The organism is Streptomyces showdoensis (assembly GCF_039535475.1).
Lineage (GTDB): Bacteria > Actinomycetota > Actinomycetes > Streptomycetales > Streptomycetaceae > Streptomyces > Streptomyces showdoensis.
On sequence record NZ_BAAAXG010000026.1, the window covers coordinates 2,832,461 to 2,857,873 of the forward strand.

The following is a 25,413-nucleotide window of genomic DNA, read 5'->3' on the forward strand; positions in this document are numbered from 1 at the left end:
CGCCGCACCCCGCGTCGGGTGCGGCGCCCTTCGCGGGTGCTCAGAGCCCCGACACCCTGAACACCGTCTCCGCCGTCTCCCGGTCGATCCGGCGCCGCAGCTGGTCCAGGGCCGTTCCCCCGCACAGCAGCGTGCCCGCGCGCAGGGAGGCGCGGGCGGCGGTGTCGAGGAGGTGCCAGAGGGGCGGGTTGGCCACCAGGACGCCCGGGTCGAGCTCCGCGCGGGCGCCGTGCCTGTCGCGCAGGACGAGACGCTGGGCGACCCCGTTCGACCAGCGGACCGACACCAGCTCGTCGGTGCGCACGGTGTGCCGGGACCACAGGCCGCGTACGGTCAGCCGGCCCGGCGCCGCGGACACCCGGCCGGGCAGCAGGACGACGAAGAGCAGGGCGGCGAGGGCGGGCCACAGCGCGGCGCCCCAGGTCTCCAGGCCGCCGTCGAGGGCGTCGATGCCGAGGCAGGCCGCCAGGAGGAGTCCGGCGCAGCCGGCGGCGGCCCGTGCCTCGCCGGGCCAGCTCGTGTCCTGGGCGGTGTCGGGGGGTTCGTCGGGGGCGGCGGCCGCGAAAGGGCTGGGGTGGACCTTCATGGGCTTCATGCCGACGGACGCTAGGCCCGGCCGCCGGGGCCGCCGGGCCGCCCTGACACACCGTTGACGCGGCCCACGGCAACCTTGACGCCGGTCTGACGGGGCCCGTCGCGCGGTGCGTGTACGCGCGCGAGCCGGAGGCCGGCCGGCCGGGCGAGGAGCCGGCTGGGCGAGGAGCCGTCCGGGCGAGCAGCCGGCCGGGCCGGTCGTCCCGGGAGCAGCACCGGCCGGCGGTCCCGCCGTGCCCTCCCGAGCGGCGCTGACCAGTACGGATCGGCTTCCGGCCGTCTGCTGACCGGATCCGGCGTAGAGGATGCGTCAAGAGGGCGTCCCGCTGCGTTAGGGGCCCGTCAACGGCGGCGGTGGCGTGTCCGAAAAGCGGTTTGCTCTGGACGTCAGAAAAATCCGCTCTCTCTGTCAGGAGCTCACGATGGCCGACGTGGCCTTCGTGGTCACCACGATCGCGGTCTTCGCGCTGGTGGCCTTCATCGCCAAGGGGGTGGCGAAGCTGTGAACGCCGAGAACGTCGTCGGCCTCATCGTCGCCGTCGCCCTCCTGGGGTACCTGGTCCTCGCCCTCGTCAAGCCGGAGAGGTTCTGAGCACCGACATGTCTCCCGTCCTCGCCGGCGTCCTGCAGTTCCTCGCCCTGATCGTCGCCCTCGGCCTGTCGTACAGGCCGCTGGGCGAGTACATGGCGAAGGTCTACTCCTCGGACAAGCACCTGAAGCCCGAGAAGTGGATCTACAAGGCCATCGGAGCCAACCCCGACACCGAGATGCGCTGGCCCGCGTACCTGCGCGGCGTGCTCGCCTTCTCCGCGGTGAGCGTCCTCTTCCTCTACCTGCTGCAGCGCGTCCAGGGCTCCCTGCCCGGCTCCCTCGGCTTCGTCTCGATCGACCCGGACCAGGCGTTCAACACGGCCGCGTCCTTCGTCGCCAACACCAACTGGCAGTCGTACTACGGCGAGCAGGCCATGGGCCACGTCGTGCAGACCGGCGGCCTCGCGGTGCAGAACTTCGTCTCGGCGGCGGTGGGGATCGCCGTGGCGGTGGCCCTGGTGCGCGGCTTCTCCCGGTCCCGCACCGGTGAGCTGGGCAACTTCTGGGCCGACCTGGTCCGCGGCACCGTCCGGATCCTGCTGCCGATCTCGGTGGTCGGCGCCCTGGTCCTCGTCGCGTGCGGCGCGATCCAGAACTTCGCCGGCATCCACGAGGTCGGACAGTTCACGGGCGGCACCCAGCAGTGGAACGGCGGCGCGGTCGCCTCGCAGGAGGTCATCAAGGAGCTGGGCACCAACGGCGGCGGCTACTTCAACGCCAACTCGGCCCACCCCTTCGAGAACCCCAACGGGCTCTCCAACCTCTTCGAGATCTATCTGATCCTGGTCATCCCGTTCGCGCTCACCCGCACCTTCGGCCGCATGGTCGGCTCGGTCAGGCAGGGGTACGCGATCCTGGCGACGATGGCCACCATCTGGGTCGGCTTCACCGCGCTGATGATGTGGACCGAGTTCGCGCACAACGGTCCCGCCTTCGACCTCGCGGGCGGCGCCATGGAGGGCAAGGAGACCCGCTTCGGCATCGGCGGCTCGTCGATCTTCGCCGTGGCGACCACGCTGACCTCGACCGGTGCCGTGAACTCCTTCCACTCCTCGTACACCGGCCTCGGCGGCGGCATCACCATGCTGGGCATGCAGCTCGGAGAGATCGCGCCCGGCGGCGTCGGCTCCGGCCTCTACGGCATGCTGATCATGGCGATCATCGCGGTGTTCATCGCCGGCCTGATGGTCGGCCGCACCCCCGAGTACCTGGGCAAGAAGATCGGCACCCGCGAGATCAAGTACGCGGCCTGCTACATCCTGATCACCCCGGCCCTCGTGCTGTGCTTCACCGCCGTGGCGATGGCCCTGCCGACGCCCGTGCACTCGATGACCAACTCCGGCGCGCACGGCTTCTCCGAGATCCTGTACGCCTACACCTCCGGCGCCAACAACAACGGCTCCGCCTTCGCCGGCCTGAACGCCGACACCCAGTGGTTCAACACGACGATCGGCATCGCGATGCTGCTCGGCCGGTTCCTCCCGATGGTGTTCGTCCTCGCGCTGGCGGGTTCCCTCGCCGAGCAGACGCCCGTCCCCGAGACCGCGGGCACCCTGCGCACCGAGAAGCCGCTGTTCACCGGCCTGCTCGTCGGCACGATCCTGATCATCACCGGTCTGACCTACTTCCCGGCCCTCGCGCTGGGACCGCTCGCCGAAGGGCTGGCAGCATGAGCACCCTCACACCCACCCGCGCTCCGCACGACGAGGGCGCCCGGACTCCGCGCGAGGCGTCCGACGCAGGACGGGTCGGCGGCGGGCTCTTCGATCCGAAGCAGCTGCTCAGGTCGCTGCCGGACGCCGTCCGGAAGCTCGACCCGCGGGTGATGGTCAAGTCGCCGGTCATGTTCGTGGTCCTGGTCGGCTCGGTGGTCACCACCGCGCTCGCGATCAAGAACCCGGGCGACTGGTTCGGCTGGGCGATCACCGCCTGGCTGTGGCTCACCACGATCTTCGCCAACCTGGCGGAGGCCGTCGCCGAGGGCCGCGGCAAGGCCCAGGCCGACACCCTGCGCAAGGCCAAGACCGACACGGTCGCCCGCCGGATCACCGGCGGCGACGAGGAGCGGGTCCCCGGCACCGAGCTGCGCGTCGGCGACCTGGTGGTCTGCGAGGCCGGCGACACCATCCCCGGCGACGGTGACGTCGTCGAGGGCGTCGCGAGCGTCGACGAGTCCGCGATCACCGGCGAATCCGCGCCCGTCATCCGGGAGTCCGGCGGCGACCGCTCGGCCGTCACCGGCGGCACGAAGGTGCTGTCCGACCGGATCGTCATCAAGATCACGACGAAGCCCGGCGAGACCTTCATCGACCGGATGATCAACCTGGTCGAGGGCGCCGCCCGCCAGAAGACGCCCAACGAGATCGCCCTCAACATCCTGCTGGCGTCCCTCACCATCGTCTTCCTGCTGGCCGTCGTCACCCTCAAGCCCTTCGCGATCTACGCCGGGGCCGACGGGCAGACCTCGATGATCGTCCTCGCGGCGCTGCTGGTCTGCCTGATCCCGACCACGATCGGCGCCCTGCTCTCCGCGATCGGCATCGCCGGCATGGACCGGCTCGTCCAGCGCAACGTCCTCGCGATGTCCGGCCGCGCCGTCGAGGCCGCCGGCGACGTGTCCACGCTGCTGCTCGACAAGACCGGCACCATCACCCTCGGCAACCGCCAGGCCGCCGAGTTCGTCCCGGTCAAGGGCACCACCGGGGCCGAGGTCGCCAATGCCGCCCAGCTCTCCAGCCTGGCCGACGAGACGCCCGAGGGCCGCTCGATCGTCGTCCTCGCCAAGGAGAGGTACGGGCTGCGCGAGCGCCACCAGGGCGAGCTGGCCCACGCCGAGTGGATCGCGTTCACCGCCCAGACCCGCATGTCCGGCGTCGACCTCACCGAGAACGGCGAGGAGCGCAAGGTCCGCAAGGGCGCGACCGGTTCGGTCGTGGCCTGGGTGAAGGAGAACGGCGGGCATGTCGCCGAGGATGCGCAGGCACTCACCGACACCATTTCCCAGGCTGGTGGCACGCCGCTCCTGGTGGCTGTTCAGGACGGTGAGGGCGCGCGTGTCCTGGGCGTCATCCACTTGAAGGACGTCGTCAAGGAGGGCATGCGCGAGCGGTTCGACGAGCTGCGCCGCATGGGCATCAAGACGATCATGATCACGGGTGACAACCCGCTGACCGCCAAGGCCATCGCCGAGGAGGCGGGTGTCGACGACTTCCTCGCCGAGGCCACCCCCGAGGACAAGATGGCGCTGATCAAGCGCGAGCAGGCGGGCGGCAAGCTGGTCGCGATGACCGGCGACGGCACCAACGACGCCCCCGCCCTGGCCCAGGCCGACGTCGGCGTGGCGATGAACACGGGCACGTCGGCCGCCAAGGAGGCCGGCAACATGGTCGACCTCGACTCCGACCCGACCAAGCTCATCGAGATCGTCGAGATCGGCAAGCAGCTCCTCATCACCCGCGGCGCGCTGACCACCTTCTCCATCGCCAACGACGTGGCGAAGTACTTCGCGATCATCCCCGCGATGTTCGCGGTCGCCTACCCGGGCCTGGACAAGCTGAACATCATGCAGCTCGCCTCGCCCGAGTCCGCGATCCTGTCGGCCGTCATCTTCAACGCGCTGATCATCATCGCGCTCGTGCCGCTCGCCCTGAAGGGCGTCCGTTACCGGCCGACCAGCGCCGACACGATGCTCCGCCGCAACCTCGGCCTGTACGGACTGGGCGGCCTGGTCGCCCCGTTCATCGGCATCAAGATCATCGACCTGCTCCTCTCCCTCATCCCCGGAATCGGCTGACGGACATGAACAACTCAGTGGGAAACGCCGGGCGGTTGCTCTGGGCGGGCCTGCGCGCCCTCCTCGTCCTCACGGTCGTTTGCGGCGTGCTCTACCCGCTCGCCGTCACGGGCATCGCCCAACTCGCCTTCCACGGCAAGGCGAACGGATCCGAGATCAAGGACGCGAACGGCCGGGTCGTCGGCTCCGCGCTCATCGGCCAGACCTACACCCTCCCCCTGAAGGACGGCGAGGAGACCGCGAGCCCGGACCTCAGGTGGTTCCAGCCGCGCCCGTCGAACGGCCTCGGCAGCAACTCGGTGAACACCCGGTACAAGCTGATCCTCTCCGGCGCGACCAACCGTTCGGGTGACAACGCCGACCTCATCACGTGGGTGAAGGACGCCAAGGCCGCCGTGGTCAAGGACAACTCCACCGCCGACCACACGGTGAAGCCGTCCGACGTCCCCGCCGACGCCGTCACCTCCTCCGGCTCGGGCCTCGACCCGCACATCTCCCCGGCGTACGCGAAGCTCCAGGTCCACCGGGTCGCCGAGCGCAACGAGCTCGACGTCGCGGCGGTCGACCAGCTGGTCGCCGACCACACCGACGGCCGGATCCTCGGCTTCGTCGGCGAGCCCCGGGTCAACGTCCTCGAACTCAACATCGCCCTGAAGGAACTCGTGGCGGCCAAGGGCTGACACGCTCCGCGCAGCGAGGCCCCGCGGGCCCGGGAGCTTCCCGGGCCCGCGGGGCCGTGAACAGGAAGGCCGCACGATGACCCGGGTACTGGTCGTGGAGGACGACGCGCAGCTCGCGCGGGCGCTGGTCATCAACCTCCGGGCACGTACGTACGAGGTCGACGCCGCGCCCGACGGGGCCACCGCCCTGCGGCTCGCCGCCGAACGCAGGCCGGACGTCGTCGTCCTCGATCTCGGGCTGCCCGACATGGACGGCATCGACGTCATCGCGGGGCTGCGCGGCTGGAGCCGGGTGCCGATCCTCGTGCTGTCCGCCCGCAGCGCCTCCGAGGAGAAGGTGCACGCCCTCGACGCCGGCGCCGACGACTACATGACCAAGCCGTTCAGCATGGACGAGCTGCTCGCCCGGCTGCGCGCCGCCGCCCGGCGCAGGGAGGCCGTCCCCGAGACCGAGGTCACCGGCGTGGCGACCGAGGACTTCACCGTCGACCTGGTGGCCCGGAGGGTACGGCGCGGGGGCCGCGACGTCCGGCTCACCCCGACCGAGTGGCACCTGCTCGACATCCTGGTCCGCAGCCCCGGCCGGCTCATCGCCCAGCGGCACCTCCTGGAGGAGGTCTGGGGCGCCGGCTACCGGGGCAACACCAACTACCTGCGGGTGTACATGGCCCAGCTGCGGCGGAAGCTGGAGCCGGACCCCTCGCGCCCGCGGTATCTGATCACCGAGGCCGGGATGGGATACCGGTTCGAGCCCTCGGGCGGGCCGGACCCGGCCGGGGGCGCTCGTGGCTAGGCGGGTCAGGCTCCGGATCCACCTGGGCGCGGCACCCGGTGCCGGCAAGACGTGGGCGATGCTCTCGGAGGGGGCCACCTGCTCGACGGCGCACCGGCTCCCGGAGCGGCCGCCCGGTCCCTTCAGGCCGTACGGGACGAGCGGCCCGGAAGCAGCAGCGCCGGCAGCACCGCCGCCGCCAGCAGGGCCGCCGCCACCGCGAAGGCCGTACGGAAGCCGGCCGGGTCGGCGCCCGCCGTGCCGAGGACGACCGAGCACAGGGCGGTGCCGACCGAGGCGCCGAGCTGCGCGTTGATGCCGAGCGCGGTGCTGGCCGCGGCCATCCGGTCCTTCGGGAGGGAGCGGGTGGCGGTGGTCATCGTCGGCATCAGGACCATGCCGGCGCCCACGCCCATGAGCATCGCCGCCGCGACCACCCGCCAGGGCGCCACGCCCGCCGTGCCGGTCTGCAGGGCCGTCAGCGCCATGCCGAGCGCCGCGAGGGCGACGCCGACGGGGATCAGCCGCCGGGGCGAGGCCGTGTCGATGCGCCGGGCGGCGATCTGCATGGTCACGCCGACGGTGAGTCCGACCGGGGCGACGAGCAGGCCGGCGGTGGTCGGGCTGAAGTCGCGGACGCCCTGCCAGTACATGGGCGCGAGGAGCATCGAGCCGAAGTAGCCGCAGGTGAACAGGGCCAGGGTGGCGATGCCGACCGCGAAGGTCCGGTCGCGCAGCAGGCGCAGGTCGAGCAGCGGCTCGCGGACCGTCAGGGCCCGCCGGACGAAGGCGGCCACGAGGAGCAGGCTGGCCAGGGTGGGGGCCAGCGCTCCCGGGGCGGTGAAGTCGCCGGTCTCGCCGCCGCGGGCGAGCCCGTACAGGAGCAGCGCGAGGCCGGGGGAGAGGGTGAGCAGGCCCGGTACGTCGAGACGGGGCGCGGGGGCGCCCGCGCGCGGGGCGTCGGGGCGGAGCAGCCGGGCGGCGAGGAACAGCGCGGCGGCGCCGACGGGCAGGTTCACCAGGAAGATCCAGTGCCAGGAGGCGGCGTCGAGGAGCCATCCGCCGAGCGCGGGGCCGGCCACCGGGCCCACCAGGATGGGCAGTCCGAGCAGGGCCATGGCCCGCCCGAAGCGCTCCGGGTCGGCGGCCCGCATCACCATGGCCATGCCCACCGGCATGAGCAGCCCGCCGCCGAGCCCCTGGACCGCGCGGAAGGCGATCAGGCTGCCCGCGTCCCAGGCGAACGCGGCGAGCAGCGAGCCGAGGGTGAAGAGGGCGAGGGCGGTGAGGTAGGTGCGCTTGGCGCCGATCCGGCCCATGGCCCAGGCGGCGGTCGGGATGACGGCGGCCAGGGCGAGCGAGTAGGCGGTCGCGGTCCACTGGATGGTGGCCAGCGGGGCGTCGAAGGTCTCGGAGAGCTTGCGCAGGGCGACGTTGACGATGGTCACGTCGAGGACGGACATCACGGAGCCGATGACGACGACGGTGAGGACCAGGCCCAGCGGCGTGCCGGGCGCGGCACCGGAGCCGTCGCCGGTGGCCGCCTTCTCGGTGCGGGTGGGCGCGGTGTTCATCGTGGCCCCGCTCAGGCCTGGTAGGGCAGGGCGGTCCGGGCGGTGCGCAGCGCCCGCCCCCACCAGACGAGCTGGCCGAGCATCCCCTTCGCCGCGCCCTCGGCGACGGCGGTGTCGCGCGGCGCGCCGTCCGGGCCGAGCCCGGACCAGGGGCCGTGCAGGCTGACGGAGTCGCGGACGCTGGTCGCGTGCAGCTCGGCGAAGACCGTCCGGAGCTGCTCGACGGCGCGCAGGCCGCCGCCGAGGCCGCCGTACGAGACGAAGCCGACGGGCTTGGCGTGCCACTGCTCGTGGTGCCAGTCGATGAGGTTCTTCAGGGCGGCCGGGAAGCTGTGGTTGTACTCGGGCGTGACGACGACGAAGGCGTCCGCGGCGGCGAGGCGCGGCGAGACCTGGGCGAGCGCCGCGGCGGCCCGCGCGTCCGGCTGTCCGCCCCAGCCCGGCATGGCGAGCGGCAGGTCGACCTCGGCGAGGTCGACGACGTCGAGCTCCAGGCCGCCGTGGCGCCGGGCGACACCCAGGAACCAGTCGGCGACGGCGCCGCCCTGGCGCCCCTCGCGGACGCTGCCGACGAGCACGGCGACGCGCAGCGGGGCGACGGCGGCGGTGTCGGTGACGGCTTCGGCGGCGGTCTCGGTGGTGGTGTCAGGCATGGCGGTGTCCCCTCCCGGAGCGGTGCGGACGCGGGGTGCGTCCGGCGCGCTCCGCTAAAGTACAACGAGCGTTGTAGAAAGTGCAACGCTCGTTGTACTTCGTCGCGGCGGATACGCTGCGGTGTCGACGAGGAGGAGTGCATGGGCGTCACCAACGAGGCGTGGATCGAGCGGGCCCGGCGCGAGATCCCGCCCCGCAAGCTGGAGAAGCAGCTCGCCGTGGTCCGTGCGGCCTGCGGCGTCTTCGGCCGCGAGGGCTACGCGCGCGCCTCCGTCGACGCGCTCGCCGCCGCGGCCGGCGTCTCCACGCGCACGGTCTACAACCACTTCCCCGGCGGCAAGGCCGAGCTCTTCCGCACGGTCATCACCTGGACCGCCAACACCGTCCGCGACGCCCAGCTGGCCCGGCTGCACGCCCTCCTGGACCCCGAGCGGCCGCCCCACCCCGACCTGCTGGAGCGCGACCTGGTCGCCCTGGCCTACGCGTTCACCGACCTGATCGCCGAGTACCCGGACCACTTCGCGCTCGTCCGGCACATCCACGCCGAGGCCGGCCACGTGCCCGCCGACGTCATGGCCGCCTGGCAGCAGGCCGGTCCGGCCCCGGTCACCGACGCCCTCGCCGAAGCCCTCGCCGGGCTCGCCGACGCCGGCCTGCTCGACGTGCACGGCGACGCGCCCCTCGCCGCGGTCCACTTCGTGGCCCTCAGCTCGGCCACGATCGTCCAGCGTTCCCACTACGGCGTCGTGCCCCTCCCGAAGGAGGAGTCCGACCGCCTGCTCCAGGGCGGAGTGGCCGCCTTCCTGCGCGCCTACCGCGCCTGACCCGGCCTGGCTGTGCCTGACCCGGCCTGACCGCGCCTGACCCGGCCTGACTGTGCCTGGCCGGGCCTGGTCCGACCGCCGGACCTCGGCGAGCCCGCCTCGGCGAGCCCGCCTCGGCGAGCCCGCCTCGGCGAGCCCGCCTCGGCGAGCCCGCCGCGGCGGGACCGCCTACGCCCGCGGCGCGCCCGGCGTCGGCAGGTAGACCCGGGGCTGCGGCCGGGGCGCCGCCCCCGGGGCGAGGGCCAGGGCGAAACCGTGGTTGGCGGCGATCGAACGGATGTGGTCGGCCGACAGGGAACCCTGGCGCTCCAGGGTCAGCGCCGGCAGCCCCGACCGCCCGCGTCCCGCCGCGCGGTGGAACGAGACCACGCTCGTCGACACCGGCTCATGGTGCGGGTACCCGTGCCGGGCGGCGACGTCGTCCGCGTGCGCGAGCACCCGCGTCTCCGGCTCCCGCCCGAAGTCCGCGGCCACCCCCTCGGCGCGCCAGTGCGGCAGCTGCCGCGAGCGGTTGGCCGAGGTGATGAACAGGAACTCCGCGCCCGTGCGCTCCAGCGCGGCGGCGAAGAACGCGTTCGACGGGCAGACCCGGCCCGGCGCGATGACCTGCACGGTCGGCACCCCGTCCCGGACCGCCGTCAGATGCTCGGGGAGCCGTTCCGCGGCCGGGCCCCGGAAGCCGAACGGGCCGAGCCCGTACAGCTCCTCCATCAGCGACCGGACCTGCCGCCGGGGCAGCTCCGCGGGCAGCCGCGTCCAGTCGAAGAGGGCCGGGACGGCGGCCGGCACGGTCGTGACGCAGCCGGTCTGCCCGGCCGGACGCCCCTTCAGCCGGTTGACCCGCTCCACGACGGCCCGGTCGGCCCGGGCCGTCAGCGCGTAGAAGTTCGCGAAGCCGTGCACCACCGCGCACCCCGCGGCCACCTCCTCGGCCGCCCGCCGCGCGTCCTCCGCGTCGCCCAGAACCAGGTTCCTGACCAGCACCGTCCGCTCGTCACCCACGGTCGCGCCTCCACTGCCGTTCGCCTACGTGATCGTTTTACGGCGTGCAACGACGCCGCCGCCCTCCGGTCACGTGGCCGGGAAGACCGCCGCCCGGAACGCGTCCCGCACCGCCGTCACGGGACCCGTCTCCCGCGTGAAGTAGAGCTTGTTGGTGAGCAGCACCGCCCAGCGGCCCCGCGTGGGGCTGACCCACATGCCGGTGCCGGTGAATCCGTAGTGCGTCCAGACGTCCTCCCGCACCCCCGTGCCGGGCGCCAGGTGCCAGAACAGGCCCCGGGGCGGCACGAGTTCGCCGGTCCGGATGCGGAGGGACTCCGCGACCCAGCTCGGCCCGAACGGCCCCGACGGCCCGGACCGCCCGCCGCCCGCCGCCAGCACATGGGAGAGGAAGCGCCCCAGGTCCCGCGCGGTGGAGAAGGTGCCCGCTATCCCGCACGCGCCCCCGAGCAGCCTGCTGGAGAAGTCGTGCACGGTGCCCTTCAGATGGGCGCCGCTCAGGTCGTCGTACTCCGTCGGCGCGCAGCGCGCGGCCACGGCCGCCGGCAGCGGCCCGTACCGCGTCTCCGTCATGCCGAGCGGGCCCCAGATCCGGTCGGCGGCCAGCTCCCGCAGCGGCCGGCCGGTGAGGTGCTCGGCGAGGTAGCCCAGCACCAGCGCCGCCCGGTCGGTGTACTCGACGGCCTCGCCGGGCCGCCGCCGCAGCTCCTCGCGCAGCACCCCGTCCCGTACGTCCTGGGGGTCCGTCCCGTACAGATGGCGCAGGTTGGCCCGCAGCGGCAGCCCCGCCGTGTGGGTGAGGAGCTGGTGCGGGGTGACCGCGGCCAGCGGATGCCCGGCGACCTCCGGCCAGAACGTGCCCAGCGGCGTGTGCAGCTGGAGCTTGCCCGCCTCGACCAGCGTGCCCACGACCGGCCACACGGCGATCACCTTCGTGAGGCTGGCGAGGTCGAAGAGGGTGTCGGGACGCGTGGGCTCGTCGCGCCGCGTGGGATCGAGCAGCCCGACGGCCCCGCCCGCCGCCGTCCCGCCGGCGTCGCCGACGGCCCAGACGGCCCCGGGGAAGGCGAGGGAACGCACCCCGTCCTGGAGGAGCCGCTCGATACGGGGAGTCCCGGACGTCATGTTCACACGAGGTGTCTACCCCGGAGGGGACCCGTCCGGCCGGTGAATCCCGTCCGTGTTGCCGACGATCACGGACGCGCGCCCCGGCATCCCCCCGGCATCCCCAGGCATCCCCCCCCGTCATCCACGCCCCGGCACCCCCCGACGCACCCCCGGCCCGCCCGCTCGGCCCGTCCTCCGCACCCGCCCGCCGCTGCGCCCGGCCGCCGTCACGCCCCCGAGAGCCCCCGCACCGGCAGGGTGCCGACCCGGATCCCGGTCACCGTGCTCACGTACCGGGCGCCGCAGCGGTCGGAGGGACGACCAGCTGGGTACCTCCAGGCCGATGCGCCAACTGGTCCAGCGCCAGCCAGACCCGGTCGCGGGTGAACGGCGCCTCCGTGAAGCGGATGCCGGTCGCGTCGCGCAGGGCGTTGGCGAAGGCGGGCGGGACCGGGTTGAAGGGGCTCTCGCTCATGGACTTGGCACCGAGCGGGCCGATGGAGTCGGTGGTCTCGGTGAAGTGCACCTCGGTCCGGGGCACGTCCGCGTACTGCGGCAGCCGGTAGCGCCGGAAGGCCGTCGTCGTCACCTCGCCGCGCTCGTCGATCCGGACGTTCTCGAAGAGCGTCGCGCCGAGCGCCTGGGCCACCCCGCCCTCGACCTGGCCGCGGCACTGCATGGGGTTCATGACCTTTCCGGCGTCGGCGGCGTGGACGCTGCGCAGGATCCGCATCTCGCCCGAGCCGGGGTCGACGGCGATGCGGAACCACTGCGCGTTGAAGGCCACCGAGCGCGGCGAGCCGCCCCAGTGCCCGTCGGCCGCGAGCTCCTCCGCCGCGCCGAGCGCGTGCGCCGCCTCGTACAGCTCCTTGAGGGGGACGGCCCGCCCGGCGCAGTCGACGCTCTCGGCGCCGAGCACGCACAGGTGCCGGGCGACGCCGGTGTGGCGGGCGGCGAGGCTGCGCAGCCGCTCCGCGAGCGAGGACGCGGCCAGCAGGACCGCCTTGCCCGCGACGACGGTGCCGGCGGAGCCGAAGGCGCCGGTGTCGTGCCGTACGACGTCGGTGTCGGACTGACGGACGCCGATCCGGTCCTCGGTGGTGCGCAGCGCCCCGGCGGTGATCTGCTGGTGGACGGTGGTGGTGCCGTTGCCGAACTCGGCGGTGCCGACGGCGATGTCGTACGTGCCGTCCGCCAGGAGCGACACCCGGGCGTCGGCGTGGTGACCGCCGGGCGGGCCGGTGGCGATCATCGCCATCGCGCTGCCCTGGCCGACCAGCCAGCCCTCGGGGGCTTCCTCGGCGCTGCGGTCCTCGGCGAGCGCCTTCCGCACGACCGCGAGGCACTGGTCGAGCCCGTAGGAGGCGATGTGCAGGTCCTCCTCCTCGCCGATCGGGCTGTGCATGGGCTCGCCGGGCCCGATGACGTTCTTCTCGCGCAGCGCCAGCGGGTCCATGTCCAGGCGGCGGGCCAGCTCGTCCATGGCGGACTCGACGGCGAAGGTCACCTGGCCCAGGCCGTAGCCGCGGAAGGCGCCGGCCGGGACGGCGTTGGTGTAGACGGAGTAGGCGTCGACCTTCTTGTGCGGGGCGCGGTAGACGGCGAAGGACTCGCCGACGCTGTGGAACATCACGGCCGGGCCGTGGTTGCCGTACGCGCCCGTGTTCGCCACCACCCGCATCTGCACGGCGGTGAGGGTGCCGTCCGCGCGGGCGCCGACCTTGATGCCGATGGTGAACGGGTGACGGGTGGTGGCCCCGTAGAACTGCTCGGCGCGGGTGTACTCCAGCTTCACCGGGCGCCGCAGTCTGAGCGCGGCGAGGGTGACGACGTCCTCGGTGAGCATCTCCTGCTTGCCGCCGAAGCCGCCGCCGACCCGGCCCGCGACCACCCGCACCTCGTCCTCGCGCAGGCCGTACAGCGCGCAGAGCGCGCGCCGGGTGAGGAAGGGCGTCTGGGTGGAGGAGCGCACGGTCAGCCGTTCCCCCTCGCCGTCCTCCCGGGGCTCGAAGTACGCGACGCAGCCGTGGGTCTCGAGGCTCGCGTGCTGGACGCGCTGGGTGCGGAAGGTCTCCTCGTAGACGACGTCGGCCTCGGCGAAGCCGGCCTCGACGTCGCCGATCTCCCCGTGCACCTCGCCCGCCACGTTGTTCTCCACCCGGGCGATCCGCACCTCGGGCCCCTTGCCCGCGTGGATCACGGGCGCGCCGGGGCGCATCGCGGCCTCGGGGTCGGTGACGTACGGCAGTTCCTCGTAGGTCACCTCGATCCGACGGCAGCCCTCCTCGGCGGCCCGCTCGCTGTCGGCGACGACGGCGGCCACCCGCTGCCCCACGTGGCGGACGACGTCGTCGAGGACCCGGGTGTCGTCGGGGTCCTCGGTCGGGTGCTCGTGCCGGGCGCTGGAGTAGAGCGTGTCCGGCGCGTCCTCGTGGGTGAGGACGGCGACCACGCCGGGGACCCGCAGGGCGGCTTCGGTGTCGATCGCGAGGATCCGGGCGTGCGGGTGCGGGGAGCGCAGCAGCTTCATGTGGAGCAGGCCGGGGACCTGCACGTCGAAGGTGTAGCGGGCGGTGCCGGTGACCACCTGCGGTCCGGCCGGGGCGCCGACGTTGCGGCCCACCGCCTGCCCCGCGCGGGGGCGTTCGGTGTGCGCGACGCCGCGGACGGCGTCCTCGACGGCCCGGTAGCCGGTGCAGCGGCAGATGTTGCCCTTGAAGGCGCGGGGCAGGTCGTCCAGCTTGCCGTCGTCGTGCTCGGTGCCCCGCTCGGCCTCCAGGGCCGCGGCGGTCATCAGGAACCCGGCCGTGCAGAACCCGCACTGGAAGCCCTGCGCCGCGAGGAACCGCTCCTGTACGGGGTGGAGTCCGCCGTCGGGGGTGGCCAGCCCCTCGACGGTGGTGACCGCGCGCCCCGCCGCCCGCACCGCCGGGTAGACGCAGCTGTGCACGGGCTCCCCGTCGACGTGGACGGTGCAGGCGCCGCAGTCGCCGGCGTCGCAGCCCTTCTTCACCCCGAACCAGCCGCGCTCGCGCAGATACGTGCGCAGGCACTGCCCGGCGCGGGGCTCGTCCTCGAAGGGCCGGTCGTTGACCCGGACGCGGAAGCTCATCGGGCACGCTCCTGAAGGCCGGTGGTGAGGTCGCGGCGGACCTCCTCGGCGAGGCGGAAGCCCATGTGCCGCCGCCACTCGGGGAGTCCGTGGATGTCGTCGAACCAGTCCTCGTCCCCGACGGCCGCCTCGATCGCCGCACGCAGCTGCGCGCGGGAGGGCGGCAGCGGGAACCAGAGCCGGAACGGGCGTACGGTCGCCGCGCTGATGGTCACCGCGAGCGAGCCGTCCACCGGGTCGAGGGCGCCGATGACCAGCGCGCCCGACCGGCCGAGCCCGTACAGCGAGGCCTGCCGGAACGCCGTACGGCACTCCAGCGCCCGGGCGGGCAGGGTGACCGAGCGCAGCAGCTCGCCCTCGGCGAGGTCCTTGCGCCCGGCGCCGGTGACGAAGTCGACGACCTTCACCTCCCGCAGCGAGCCGTCCTGGGCCCGGAGGAGGCAGGTGCCGTCGAGGGCGGCGGTGAGCGAGATCATCGGGCCGGCGGGCAGCCCGTTGCACAGGTTCCCGCCGACCGTGGCCATGTTCCAGATCTTGAACGAGGCGAGGAAGGCCCGGCAGCACTGCTCGAACAGCGGCGCCGCCACGGCGTCCAGGCCCCGCCGCGCGTACCGCGAGAGCCGGGCGATCGTGCAGGTCGCGGCGATCTCCAGCGACCCGTCCGGAGGGCGGGTGAGCGGTTCCCAGCCCATTGCGCCGAGGTCGATCAGCCGCCGCAGGTGCGGCTGCGGCTCGGAGAAGAGGTACGTGCCCCCGCCGAGCCAGGCGTCCCCCGGCCGCCAGGGCTCGCGCAGCCGGGCATCGCGCACGTCCGTCACCGTGTTCAGGTCCATGGCGCCAGTGAAGCCCGGCGACGGGGGCGGAACGACTGGTGCGGGGCCCGGAATAAGGGGGCGGGGGAGGGGCCGGCCCTGGAGGATCGACCAGGGAGGGCCGTGCGCCTCCCCCGCGCCGGTCAGGGGGTGGTGCACACCACCGAGGCGTAGGCGACGCCGAGCGGGACGGCGGCCGTGTTCGTGACGCGGACCGTCCAGCCGGTGGGCGTCGGTCCCGAGGAGTTGAGGAGGGTGTCCAGGCTGCCGTCCACGCCGCCGCCGGTCGGCACCTGCCCGCTCGGGCACTCCACGTGGACCGTGCCCACCGCACCCGGCCGCAGCTCCATCCGCTCGCTCCGGAGGCTGGGTTCGACGTCGGAGCAGACGACGAGCGCCCGTACGAACGAAGGGCCGGAGCCCGTGTTCTTCGCCCGCGCGGTCCACCGCCTGATGTTGTCGTAGACCGACTGGCTCGCGTACGTCATGTCGCCCGCCTGGAACCCGCCGCCCGCGACGAACTGCTCGGTGCCGCAGCCCACCTCGCTGGGGTTGTCCGACTCGCCGGGCCGCAGCGGGCTGGACGGTCCCTCGTGGTACTCCAGGGCGGGTTCCGACGAGCAGATCACCCGCGGGTGCAGGGTCTGCACCTCGTCGGAGGCGTTGTAGGCCCGCACCCGCCAGCTGGTCTCGCCGACCGGGCCCGACTCCTTGATGAAGACGGCGCTCTGCGGGTCGCTCTCGGCGGTCGCGCCGCCCCCGGTGGCCTTCGTCCCCGCCGGGCAGAACGCCGCCACCGTCACCTGCCGGCCGGGGTACATGATCGCGGGGTGGCCCGGGTGCTGGCCGATGGTGCGGGCGGCGGGCGCCGGCGCGCCCTCCGCCCAGGCGGGCACGGCCGCGGCGGGCAGTGCGGCGGTGAGCATCGTCGTGGCGGCCAGTGCGACGGTTCGGAAGCGGCCCATGTCGGTTCTCCTCGTGGCGACCCGCAGGCGGACGGGCCCCCAGCATGGCCGCGCGGCCCGGCCCGGGCCCGCACCCGCCCGGGTGATTCACCCTCCCGGCTTCGGCCGGACTTGGCCGAAAGGGGCCTGGAGCAGCAAGAAGACCCTCCCGAAGGAGGGTCTTGAACGATGCGCCCCCGGCAGGACTCGAACCTGCGGCCAAGTGCTTAGAAGGCACCTGCTCTATCCGCTGAGCTACGGGGGCCGACGGCGGCCCGGTGGTGGGCCGGGGTCCGCGGGTGGGGCGGGTGTGGCCTGTCGGGACAAGGATAGGGCTCCGATCCCCCTGGCCCGCTTGCTTCACCTGCGTGCCACGATGTGGAGGTTCGGTGAAGCGGTCCGATAATCGCAGGCAGGTGCGATTCGTGCAGCGCTTTTCGCGCCACTCGGGCCGGGTGTTGTGCACTCGTTATGCCTGGGGTCTTCCGGCTACATCCGTTCGGTCGGCGCGTAGGGCCTCTATATGCTTCAAAAAGCCTCCAAAATTGGTCATTCTTCACATGTGGTGACCTTGGACGAACGGCCTCAGCTGATCGACGCACTCTCCGCCCTGCGCGACCGAGTCGCCGCCGTGCGCCTCCCCCTCCCCCTCCCGGGCGCCCCCCGGGCCCGCCAGACCCGGGCCGAGCTGCTCGCCCAGCTCGACGACTATCTGGTGCCCCGTCTCAGAGATCCCGACGCCCCGCTGCTCGCCGTCGTCGGCGGCTCCACCGGGGCCGGCAAGTCCACCCTCGTCAACTCGCTGGTGGGCCGCCGGGTCAGCGAGGCCGGCGTGCTGCGGCCGACCACCCGCACGCCCGTCCTGGTCTGCCACCCCGAGGACCACCACTGGTTCGCCGGCATGCGCGTGCTGCCCCAGCTCACCCGCGTCTGGCTGCCCCAGCAGGACGACGAGCACGGGCACCCGGCCGAGGAGCCCGAGGAGGAGAACTCCCTGCGCGTCGAGACCGCCGCCACCCTGCCCCGCGGCCTCGCCCTCCTCGACGCCCCCGACATCGACTCCCTCGTCGTCGAGAACCGGCTCCTCGCCGCCGAGTTGATCTGCGCCGCCGACATCTGGGTGATGGTCACCACCGCCTCCCGGTACGCCGACGCCGTCCCCTGGCACCTGCTCCGTACCGCCAAGGAGTACGACGCCACCCTCGTCACCGTCCTCGACCGCGTCCCCCACCAGGTCATCGGCGAGGTCTCCCGCCAGTACGAGGCCCTGCTCGACAAGGCCGGACTCGGCGACCTGCCCCGGTTCACCATCCCGGAGCTGCCCGAGTCCGCGGGCGGCGGCAGCGGGCTGCTGCCCGACACCGCCGTCGCCCCGCTGCGCGGCTGGCTCGCCCACTGCGCCCAGGACCCGGCCGCCCGTCAGCAGGCCGTCGGCCGCACCGCCGCCGGCGTCATCGACTCGCTCGACACCCGCATGCCCGAGCTCGCCGGCGCCGTCGCCGCCCAGTACGCGGCGGCCGTACGGCTCGGCGGCGCCGTCGAGGGCGCGTACGGCGAACAGGGGCGGCGGGTCCGCGAACAGGTGCGCCGCGGCGCCGTCCTGGCCGGCGACGCCCGTACCCGCTGGCGCGGCTACCCCCGCGACAGCACGGCCGAGGAGCTCCTCGACGCCCTCGTCGAATCCCTCGCCGCCCTCGTCCAGTGCGCCGTCGCCGCGGCCGACGAGCGGGTGCGCGACGCCTGGCACCGCGAACCCGCGGCCGGCGCGCTCGCCCCCGCCGACCGGACCGGTCCCGGCAAGGACGCGGGCGAGCGGATCGGCGTGACCGTACGGCGGTGGCGGCGCGTCCTGGAGGAGACGGTCGAGGAGGAGGTACGGGGGATGGAACGCCCGGCCGCCTCGCGGGGATCGGGCCGGGGCTCCGGCCGGGCGTCCGGCCGTGGGCGCGGGGCCACCGCCGCGGCGCCCGACAGCGAGACCCTCACCGCCCTCCTCGCCGCCGTCCTCCTCGGCGGGCGCCGCACCCGCGCCGCGGGCGACCGCCTCGCCGAACTGCTCGGCGCCCAGGGCGCCCTGCTCCTCCGCGACAAGGGCGGCGAACTCCTCCGTACGTACCTCGACCGCGCCCTGAACACCGAACGCGACCGGCGTCTCGCGCCCCTCGACGCCCTCGACGTGACCCCCGAGCCGCAGGCCGAGCTGATCGCCGCGCTCTCCGTACTGCAGAAGGAGAAGTGAGCAGTGAGTGACGCAGGGAGTGACGCACGGAGCCGTGAGGGAGGAAGCGGCGCTGCGGGCGGGGCCGGGGAGCCGGCCGTGGGCGGGGAGGGGGAGCGGGGGCGCGCCGCCGGTTCCGGGCGCGAGCGCTGGGACGACGGGCTGATCGCGCGCCGGGCCGCCGAACGGGCCGCGCCCGCGGGCGCGGAGGACGCCGGCGCGGCGCGCGACGAGGACGAGGAAGCCGACGGGCTGCCGCCGCTCGGCGGGGTCTACGGCGGGTCACTGCGCACCCGCCTGGACGCGCTCCACGAGCTCGTCGGCCTCTCCCGCACCCGGGTCGAGAACGACGCCCTCGCCGAGGCCGGCCGGGTGCTCGACGAGGCCGCGGCGCGGCAGCGGCTCTCCGCGCGGCACACCGTCGTCGCCATCGCCGGGGCGACCGGCAGCGGCAAGTCGACCCTCTTCAACGCCCTGGCCGGCGTGCCCGTCTCCGACACCGGACTGCGCCGCCCCACCACCTCCGCGCCGATCGCCCTCAGCTGGTCCGAGGGCGCCGCGGGACTCCTCGACCGGCTCGGCATCCCCGGGCGGTTGCGGCGCAGGCCGCTCGCGGGCGGGGCGGGCGACGCCGATCTGCAGGGGCTCGTCCTCATCGACCTGCCCGACCACGACTCGGCCGTCACCGCGCACCGCGACCAGGTGGACCGGCTGCTCGGCCTGGTGGACGCGGTGATCTGGGTGGTGGACCCCGAGAAGTACGCGGACGCCGCCCTGCACGAGCGGTACCTGCGGCCGCTCGCCGGTCACGCCGAGATCACTTTCGTCGTCCTCAACCAGACCGACCGGCTCGGCACCGAGGCCGCCGACCTCGTCCTCGACGACCTGCGCCGGCTGCTCGACGAGGACGGCATGGCCCTCGGCGAGCACGGCGAGCCCGGCGCGACGGTCCTCGCCCTGTCCGCGCTGACCGGGGACGGGGTGCCGGAACTGCGCGAGCTGCTCGGCCGGTTCGTGCTGGACCGCACCGCGCCCGAGCGGCGCCTGTCCGCCGACGTGGACGCCGCCGCGGCCCGGCTGCGCCCGGTGTACGTGGCGGACGGGCGGCCCGGTCTGGGGGAGCGGGCCCGGGAGGAGTTCGCCGACCGGCTCGCGCTCGCGGTCGGCGCCCAGGCCGCGGGCGAGGCCGCCGAACGCGTCTGGCGGCGCGGCGCCATCCGCGCCTGCGGCACGCCGTGGCTGCGGCTGTACCGCTGGTACGAGCGGGTCCGCGCGCACGGCAGTACGGACCCGCGGCTGGAGAACCCGGTCGAGGACGAGCTGACGGCGCGGCAGCGGGTCGAGCAGGCGGTGCGGACCGTCTCCGACGAGGCCGCGCGCGGACTGCCCGGGCCGTGGGCGCACGCGGTGCGGGAGGCGGCGCTGCGGGGCGCCGACGGACTGCCGGAGGCGCTGGACGAACTGACCGTGTCCATGGGCGATCCGGCGGCCCGTCCGCCGCGTCCCGCGTGGTGGCCGGCGGCGGTCTTCGCGCAGGTGGTGATGACCTGTCTGCAGATCTTCGGCGCGCTGTGGCTGGTGGCCCAGATCGTCGGCGTCGTGGAGCCCCTGCTGTGGCCGCCGGTGCTGATCATGATCGTCGGGATCGTCGGCGGTCCGCTGGTGGAGTGGGCCTGCGCAGCGGCGGTACGGGGCCCTGCCCGGCGCTACGGCCAGGAGGCCGAACGACGCCTGCGCGAGGCGGCGGCCGCGTGCGGCAGGGCGCGGGTGCTCGACCCGATCGCGGCGGAGCTGATGCGCTATCGGGAGGTGCGCGAGCAGTACGTGACGGCGTCGGGCGCGACGCGGGTGGCGAGCCGGATCGGCGGGACGCGGATCGGGGGGACGCGGCTCGGCCCGACGAGGAGGACGGGCGCGGCGAGGACGCGGTGAGGCGAGGACGCGGTGAGGCGGCGCCGCGATGACGTGCGCCGTCCCCTCGCGCCCGCCCCTGCCGGTTCCTGACGGCCCCTCGCGCGGGTGACGGCGTTTTCCCCAACTCTCCCGTTGTCCACAGGCTTCGGCGGATTTCCTCCGCCGGGGCCAGCATGGATTCCGTGGCCGGAGCGGTCCGACGGAACGAAGGGTGAGGGGCGGGGACATGAACGAGACGACGGTGACGCTGGTCGGCAACGTGGCGACCAATGTGGAGTACCGGGAGACGCTGACGGGAGGGGTGGCCAGATTCCGCTTCGCGGTGACGGCCCGTCGCTGGGACCGTGAAAGGGCGCTCTGGACGGACGGTCCCACCAGTTTTTACTCGGTATCGGCCTGGCGTTCACTGGGGATGAATGTGGCGGCCTCGGTCTCGGTGGGCGAACCGCTGGTGGTGCACGGTCGCCTGAAGGTCCGCGAGGAGGAACACGACGGGCGCCGCAAGACCTTCGTGGACGTCGACGCGGTGGCGGTGGGCCACGACCTGACCCGCGGCACGGCCGCCTTCCGCCGGACGGTCCGCCAGAATCCCGAAGCCTCCGCCCTGGACGCGGGGATTCCGAAACCGCCCCCGGCCGACCTCTGGCAGACCCCGGAACCGGCCGTCGACCCGGCGGTCGATACCGTCGATCCGGCCGTTGGTCCAGTCCAAGTGGCTGTGATTGAGGGGGTATCGGTCGATCTAGTAACCGCGTCCTGACCTTGCGTTGTGGGGATATGTCGATACCGTGACCAGCGGTTTCATGGCCAACTCAGGTCCCTGATAACGATTTCGAGTCGGAATGGTTATCAGATGGCACGACTGGACACCGGGGGGTTCCGCTTACCTAGGATTCCCGAGTACTCATGAGGCACTTGCTTCCAATGGGTCAGTGTGAGTCTGCTGGCAGGTGCTCCCCCCACGCGTATCGATCGATGACGCGGAGCAGCCTGCCCGGAGGGGAAATTCCATGTTTTCTGCACGGAGGCGCGGCGTTGCCCGCCTTGCCGCCGCGACTCTGGTCTCCGGCCTCGTCGCGGCCGGGACCATAGCCATCGCCGGTCCGGCGATGGCCGACGAGATCAGCACGGGCGGTGCGGCGGCGACGCTGAGCACGTCCGTTGTCGAAGGCGGCGACATCGCCATCGAGGTCAGGGGGGAGACCGACACCGTCCGCGGTGGTCTCTTCAACCTCGAGGTCAAGGGTGGCGGCTCGCTCAAGGCCTACTGCATCGACCTGTTCACCGGGACCAAGGTGGGTACGTCGTACAAGGAGGTCGGCTGGGACGAGTCGACGCTCCACAACAACAAGAACGCCGGCAAGATCCGCTGGATCCTGCAGCACTCGTACCCCGAGGTGAACGACCTCGCCGCGCTGGCCTCCAAGGCCAATGCCAAGAGCCTGACCAACGACGACGCCGCGGCGGCGACCCAGGCGGCGATCTGGCACTTCTCGGACAACGTGAAGACCGCGCCCAAGGATGCCGACGCCAACGCGCTGACGGAGTACCTCGTCGCCGAGGCCGAGAAGGCGCCGGACCAGGAGGAGCCCAAGGCTTCCCTCAGCGTCTCGCCGACCTCCATCGGCGGCAAGGCCGGTGGCCGCCTCGGCCCCGCGAAGGTCACCACCAACGCGGCCGCGGGTGTCACCAAGGTGTCCCTGTCCGCCGACGCCCCGCAGGGCGTCAAGGTGGTCGACAAGGCCGGCAAGGCCATCACCTCGGTCAGCAACGGTGACGAGCTGTACCTCGATGTTCCGGCCGGCACCGGTGACGGTTCCGCCAAGGTGAACCTGCAGTCCACCACCAAGGTCTCCATCGGCCGTGTGTTCGCCAGCACCACCGAGAAGCGGCGCCAGACGCTGATCCTCGCGGGCAGCAGCGACTCCACGGTCACCGCGCAGATCGACGCGACCTGGGCCAAGCAGGGCGCTGTCCCTGCGGTCGACTTCAAGGAGAACTGCGCCAAGGGTGGCGTGGACATCACCGTCTCCAACAAGGGTGACGAGGACTGGACCTTCGAGCTGAAGGGCCAGACCTACAAGATCGCCCCCGGCGCCTCCGAGACGATCACCGTCCCGGTCGCCGAGGACGAGGCCTACAAGTTCACCATCACGGGCCCGAACGAGTTCGAGAAGGTCATCGAGGGCGTCCTCGACTGCAAGACGGCCACCCCCGGCCCGAAGCCGTCCGAGACCCCGTCCGGCACCCCCTCGCCGTCCGAGACCCCGGCCACCGGTGGCACCACGGGCTCGACCGGCTCCACGACCGGTGGCGGCGACCTCGCCGAGACCGGTGGCTCCAGCGCCACCCCGATGATCGCCGGCGTTGCCGTCGCGCTCGTCGTGGTCGGCGGCGGCGCGGTCTTCTTCCTCCGTAAGAAGAAGGCTGCCGGTCACTGAGGCACCAGGGTCACCGATCGGGTGATCTGAGGGGACGGCCCCGTCGCGCACCGCGCGGCGGGGCCGGTCCGCTGCCCCGGGAGGGCGGAGCGTGAGCGGGCGGTCACCCGGGCGGGATCCGGGGCGCGGCCGACCGTGTTGACCTGGGACGGAGAAAATTGTTCCACTGCCCTCGCAGACCGATCCGAGAGCGAGGGGGGCCGATGAGCCGCCGTATGACCCAGGGCGCCCTGGTGGTCGGTTCGATCGGCGTCCTGATCAACATCGTGGACGCGATCGGATCGGGCCGCCCCGAGCCGCACCACGCCTTCGCCGCCGTCGTCGCGCTCGGAGCCGGTGGCGAGCTGCTCAAGGAGCGGCGGCCCCGGGCCGCCCGCGCGCTGTACGCCGTGGCGGCGGTGCTGGTGGTGGTGGCCGGATCCGTCGCGGGGACCACGGCGACGGGCGCGCTCCTCAGGGGCGACGACTTCGATCTGATCGACCTCGGACTCGGCGTCCTGACCGTGTTCTACGTCGCCACCTGCGCGGGCCGGCTGGTCGCGTACCTGTCCCGCAGGGCGTCGAGGTCCCGGGACGTGTCCGCCTGCTGAGCGGGAGGGGCCTGGAGGGCCCCAGGTCAGGGGCTTCCCGCCTACTCGTTTTCCTCTGAGGGTGGCGGTCAGGCAAGATGGGGTGTATCTGCCCACTCACTCCTTGCCGGACGGTTTCTCTTGGCTGAGTACATCTACACCATGCGCAAGACGCGCAAGGCGCACGGCGACAAGGTCATCCTCGATGACGTGACGCTGAGCTTCCTGCCCGGTGCGAAGATCGGTGTGGTCGGCCCGAACGGTGCCGGTAAGTCCACCGTGCTGAAGATCATGGCCGGCTTGGAGCAGCCCTCCAACGGTGACGCGTTCCTCGCGCCCGGCTACTCGGTCGGCATCCTCATGCAGGAGCCGAAGCTCGACGAGTCCAAGACGGTCCTGGAGAACGTCGAGGACGGCGTCGCCGAGATCAAGGGCAAGCTCGACCGGTTCAACGCGATCGCCGAGGAGATGGCGACCGACTACTCCGACGCGCTGCTGGACGAGATGGGCAAGCTCCAGGAGGAGCTGGACTACGCCAACGCCTGGGACCTGGACGCCCAGCTGGAGCAGGCCATGGACGCGCTGGGCTGCCCGCCCGCCGACTGGCCGGTCAACAACCTCTCCGGTGGTGAGAAGCGCCGCGTCGCCCTCTGCAAGCTGCTGCTCGAGGCGCCCGACCTGCTGCTCCTCGACGAGCCCACCAACCACCTCGACGCCGAGTCCGTGAACTGGCTGGAGCAGCACCTCGCCCAGTACAAGGGCACCGTCGTGGCCATCACCCACGACCGGTACTTCCTGGACAACGTCGCCGAGTGGATCCTCGAGCTCGACCGCGGCCGCGCCATCCCGTACGAGGGCAACTACTCGACCTACCTCACCAAGAAGTCCGAGCGGCTCAAGGTCGAGGGCAAGAAGGACGAGAAGCGCGCCAAGCGCCTCAAGGAAGAGCTCGAGTGGGTGCGGTCCAACGCCAAGGGGCGTCAGGCCAAGTCCAAGGCGCGTCTGGCGCGCTACGAGGAGATGGCCGCCGAGGCCGACAAGATGCGGAAGCTGGACTTCGAGGAGATCCAGATCCCGCCGGGCCCGCGTCTGGGCTCGATCGTCGTCGAGGTCACCAACCTCTCCAAGGCCTTCGGCGACAAGGTCCTCATCGACGACCTCAGCTTCACCCTGCCCCGTAACGGCATCGTCGGCGTCATCGGCCCGAACGGCGCCGGCAAGACCACGCTCTTCAAGATGATCCAGGGCCTGGAGACGCCGGACTCCGGCGAGATCAAGGTCGGCGAGACCGTCAAGATCTCGTACGTGGACCAGTCCCGCGCCAACATCGACCCCAAGAAGACGCTGTGGGCCGTCGTCTCCGACGAGCTGGACTACATCAACGTCGGCCAGGTCGAGATGCCGTCCCGCGCCTACGTCTCCGCGTTCGGCTTCAAGGGCCCGGACCAGCAGAAGCCGGCCGGTGTGCTCTCCGGCGGTGAGCGCAACCGCCTCAACCTCGCGCTCACCCTCAAGCAGGGCGGCAACCTGCTGCTCCTCGACGAGCCGACCAACGACCTGGACGTCGAGACCCTGTCCTCGCTGGAGAACGCGCTCCTGGAGTTCCCGGGTGCCGCGGTGGTCGTCTCCCACGACCGCTGGTTCCTGGACCGAGTCGCCACGCACATCCTGGCGTACGAGGGCGAGTCCAAGTGGTTCTGGTTCGAGGGCAACTTCGAGTCCTACGAGAAGAACAAGGTCGAGCGGCTCGGCCCGGACGCCACCCGTCCGCACCGCGCCACCTACAAGAAGCTCACCCGGGGCTGAGACTC

21 protein-coding genes and 1 tRNA gene are annotated in these 25,413 nt (G+C 72.9%); 13 read left to right on the forward strand and 9 right to left on the reverse strand.

The features are described from left to right. Nucleotides 1-40: 40 nt before the first annotated feature. A complete protein-coding gene (locus tag ABD981_RS25875) occupies nt 41-595 on the reverse strand; it encodes a hypothetical protein (protein ID WP_338058632.1) in 555 nt (184 codons plus the stop codon). Nucleotides 596-953: 358 nt separating this feature from the next. Here ABD981_RS25875 and ABD981_RS25880 point away from each other — a divergent pair, with 358 nt between their 5' ends. From ABD981_RS25880 to ABD981_RS25905, 6 genes are all read left to right on the forward strand, one after another. After that, nucleotides 954-1,100, forward strand: a complete 147-nt coding sequence (locus tag ABD981_RS25880) for a hypothetical protein (protein ID WP_165590922.1) — start codon at nt 954-956, stop codon at nt 1,098-1,100. After that, complete coding sequence (gene kdpF, locus ABD981_RS25885) at nt 1,097-1,186, forward strand: K(+)-transporting ATPase subunit F (RefSeq protein ID WP_046907200.1); 90 nt, start codon at nt 1,097-1,099, stop codon at nt 1,184-1,186. The genes ABD981_RS25880 and kdpF overlap by 4 nt, the downstream gene beginning before the upstream one ends. Nucleotides 1,187-1,194: 8 nt before the next feature. Then, the gene (kdpA, locus tag ABD981_RS25890) at nt 1,195-2,859 is read left to right on the forward strand and encodes a potassium-transporting ATPase subunit KdpA (RefSeq protein ID WP_046907201.1); all 1,665 of its coding nucleotides are present in this window, start codon (nt 1,195-1,197) and stop codon (nt 2,857-2,859) included. Further along, nucleotides 2,856-4,979 carry a potassium-transporting ATPase subunit KdpB gene (gene kdpB / locus ABD981_RS25895; RefSeq protein WP_046907202.1) on the forward strand — a complete coding sequence of 708 codons (2,124 nt, stop codon included), beginning with the start codon at nt 2,856-2,858 and terminating at the stop codon, nt 4,977-4,979. The genes kdpA and kdpB overlap by 4 nt, the downstream gene beginning before the upstream one ends. Nucleotides 4,980-4,984: 5 nt before the next feature. Next, nucleotides 4,985-5,659, forward strand: a complete 675-nt coding sequence (locus ABD981_RS25900; protein ID WP_046907203.1) for a potassium-transporting ATPase subunit C — start codon at nt 4,985-4,987, stop codon at nt 5,657-5,659. A 76-nt stretch (nt 5,660-5,735) separates the two neighbouring features. After that, nucleotides 5,736-6,452 carry a response regulator gene (locus ABD981_RS25905; RefSeq protein ID WP_046907204.1) on the forward strand — a complete coding sequence of 239 codons (717 nt, stop codon included), beginning with the start codon at nt 5,736-5,738 and terminating at the stop codon, nt 6,450-6,452. A gap of 122 nt (nt 6,453-6,574) precedes the next feature. On the opposite strand, the gene ABD981_RS25910 is transcribed toward ABD981_RS25905, so the two are convergent. After that, entirely contained in the window at nt 6,575-8,005 is a 1,431-nt protein-coding gene (locus ABD981_RS25910; RefSeq protein ID WP_123954374.1) for a DHA2 family efflux MFS transporter permease subunit, read from the reverse strand. Nucleotides 8,006-8,016: 11 nt separating this feature from the next. Then, the gene (locus tag ABD981_RS25915; RefSeq protein ID WP_123954375.1) at nt 8,017-8,658 is read right to left on the reverse strand and encodes an NADPH-dependent FMN reductase; all 642 of its coding nucleotides are present in this window, start codon (nt 8,656-8,658) and stop codon (nt 8,017-8,019) included. 141 nt (nt 8,659-8,799) lie between these two features. Between ABD981_RS25915 and ABD981_RS25920 the strand changes: the two genes are divergently transcribed. After that, nucleotides 8,800-9,483, forward strand: a complete 684-nt coding sequence (locus ABD981_RS25920; protein ID WP_046907205.1) for a TetR/AcrR family transcriptional regulator — start codon at nt 8,800-8,802, stop codon at nt 9,481-9,483. 168 nt (nt 9,484-9,651) lie between these two features. Here the strand turns inward: ABD981_RS25920 and ABD981_RS25925 are convergent, their stop codons facing one another. The 6 genes from ABD981_RS25925 to ABD981_RS25950 all read right to left on the reverse strand — a co-directional run bounded on the left by ABD981_RS25925 (nt 9,652) and on the right by ABD981_RS25950 (nt 16,725). Next, a complete protein-coding gene (locus tag ABD981_RS25925; RefSeq protein WP_240495171.1) occupies nt 9,652-10,485 on the reverse strand; it encodes a Sua5/YciO/YrdC/YwlC family protein in 834 nt (277 codons plus the stop codon). Between the two features lie 69 nt (nt 10,486-10,554). After that, nucleotides 10,555-11,610: a serine hydrolase domain-containing protein gene (locus ABD981_RS25930; protein WP_046907206.1), complete on the reverse strand. Its 1,056-nt coding sequence runs from the start codon at nt 11,608-11,610 to the stop codon at nt 10,555-10,557. 268 nt (nt 11,611-11,878) lie between these two features. Beyond that, nucleotides 11,879-14,704, reverse strand: coding sequence for a molybdopterin-dependent oxidoreductase (locus ABD981_RS25935; protein WP_046907207.1), 2,826 nt, complete (start codon nt 14,702-14,704; stop codon nt 11,879-11,881). Continuing rightward, a complete protein-coding gene (locus ABD981_RS25940) occupies nt 14,701-15,537 on the reverse strand; it encodes an FAD binding domain-containing protein (protein WP_046907208.1) in 837 nt (278 codons plus the stop codon). Before ABD981_RS25940 ends, ABD981_RS25935 begins: the two co-directional genes overlap by 4 nt. A gap of 122 nt (nt 15,538-15,659) precedes the next feature. Then, on the reverse strand, nt 15,660-16,481 hold the full coding sequence (locus ABD981_RS25945; RefSeq protein WP_046907209.1) for a hypothetical protein: 822 nt from the start codon (nt 16,479-16,481) through the stop codon (nt 15,660-15,662). Nucleotides 16,482-16,652: 171 nt separating this feature from the next. Next, a tRNA-Arg gene (locus tag ABD981_RS25950) sits at nt 16,653-16,725 on the reverse strand. A gap of 306 nt (nt 16,726-17,031) precedes the next feature. Here ABD981_RS25950 and ABD981_RS25955 point away from each other — a divergent pair. From ABD981_RS25955 to ettA, 6 genes are all read left to right on the forward strand, one after another. After that, complete coding sequence (locus ABD981_RS25955) at nt 17,032-18,699, forward strand: dynamin family protein (RefSeq protein ID WP_046907210.1); 1,668 nt, start codon at nt 17,032-17,034, stop codon at nt 18,697-18,699. A gap of 78 nt (nt 18,700-18,777) precedes the next feature. Then, nucleotides 18,778-20,610: a GTPase gene (locus tag ABD981_RS25960; RefSeq protein ID WP_046907211.1), complete on the forward strand. Its 1,833-nt coding sequence runs from the start codon at nt 18,778-18,780 to the stop codon at nt 20,608-20,610. Between the two features lie 208 nt (nt 20,611-20,818). Continuing rightward, the gene (locus tag ABD981_RS25965; RefSeq protein WP_046907255.1) at nt 20,819-21,352 is read left to right on the forward strand and encodes a single-stranded DNA-binding protein; all 534 of its coding nucleotides are present in this window, start codon (nt 20,819-20,821) and stop codon (nt 21,350-21,352) included. A gap of 250 nt (nt 21,353-21,602) precedes the next feature. Then, entirely contained in the window at nt 21,603-23,033 is a 1,431-nt protein-coding gene (locus tag ABD981_RS25970; protein WP_046907212.1) for a Cys-Gln thioester bond-forming surface protein, read from the forward strand. Nucleotides 23,034-23,236: 203 nt separating this feature from the next. Continuing rightward, on the forward strand, nt 23,237-23,623 hold the full coding sequence (locus tag ABD981_RS25975; RefSeq protein ID WP_131723846.1) for a hypothetical protein: 387 nt from the start codon (nt 23,237-23,239) through the stop codon (nt 23,621-23,623). A gap of 120 nt (nt 23,624-23,743) precedes the next feature. Beyond that, complete coding sequence (ettA, locus tag ABD981_RS25980; protein ID WP_123954376.1) at nt 23,744-25,408, forward strand: energy-dependent translational throttle protein EttA; 1,665 nt, start codon at nt 23,744-23,746, stop codon at nt 25,406-25,408. The last annotated feature ends 5 nt before the right edge of the window (nt 25,409-25,413 follow it).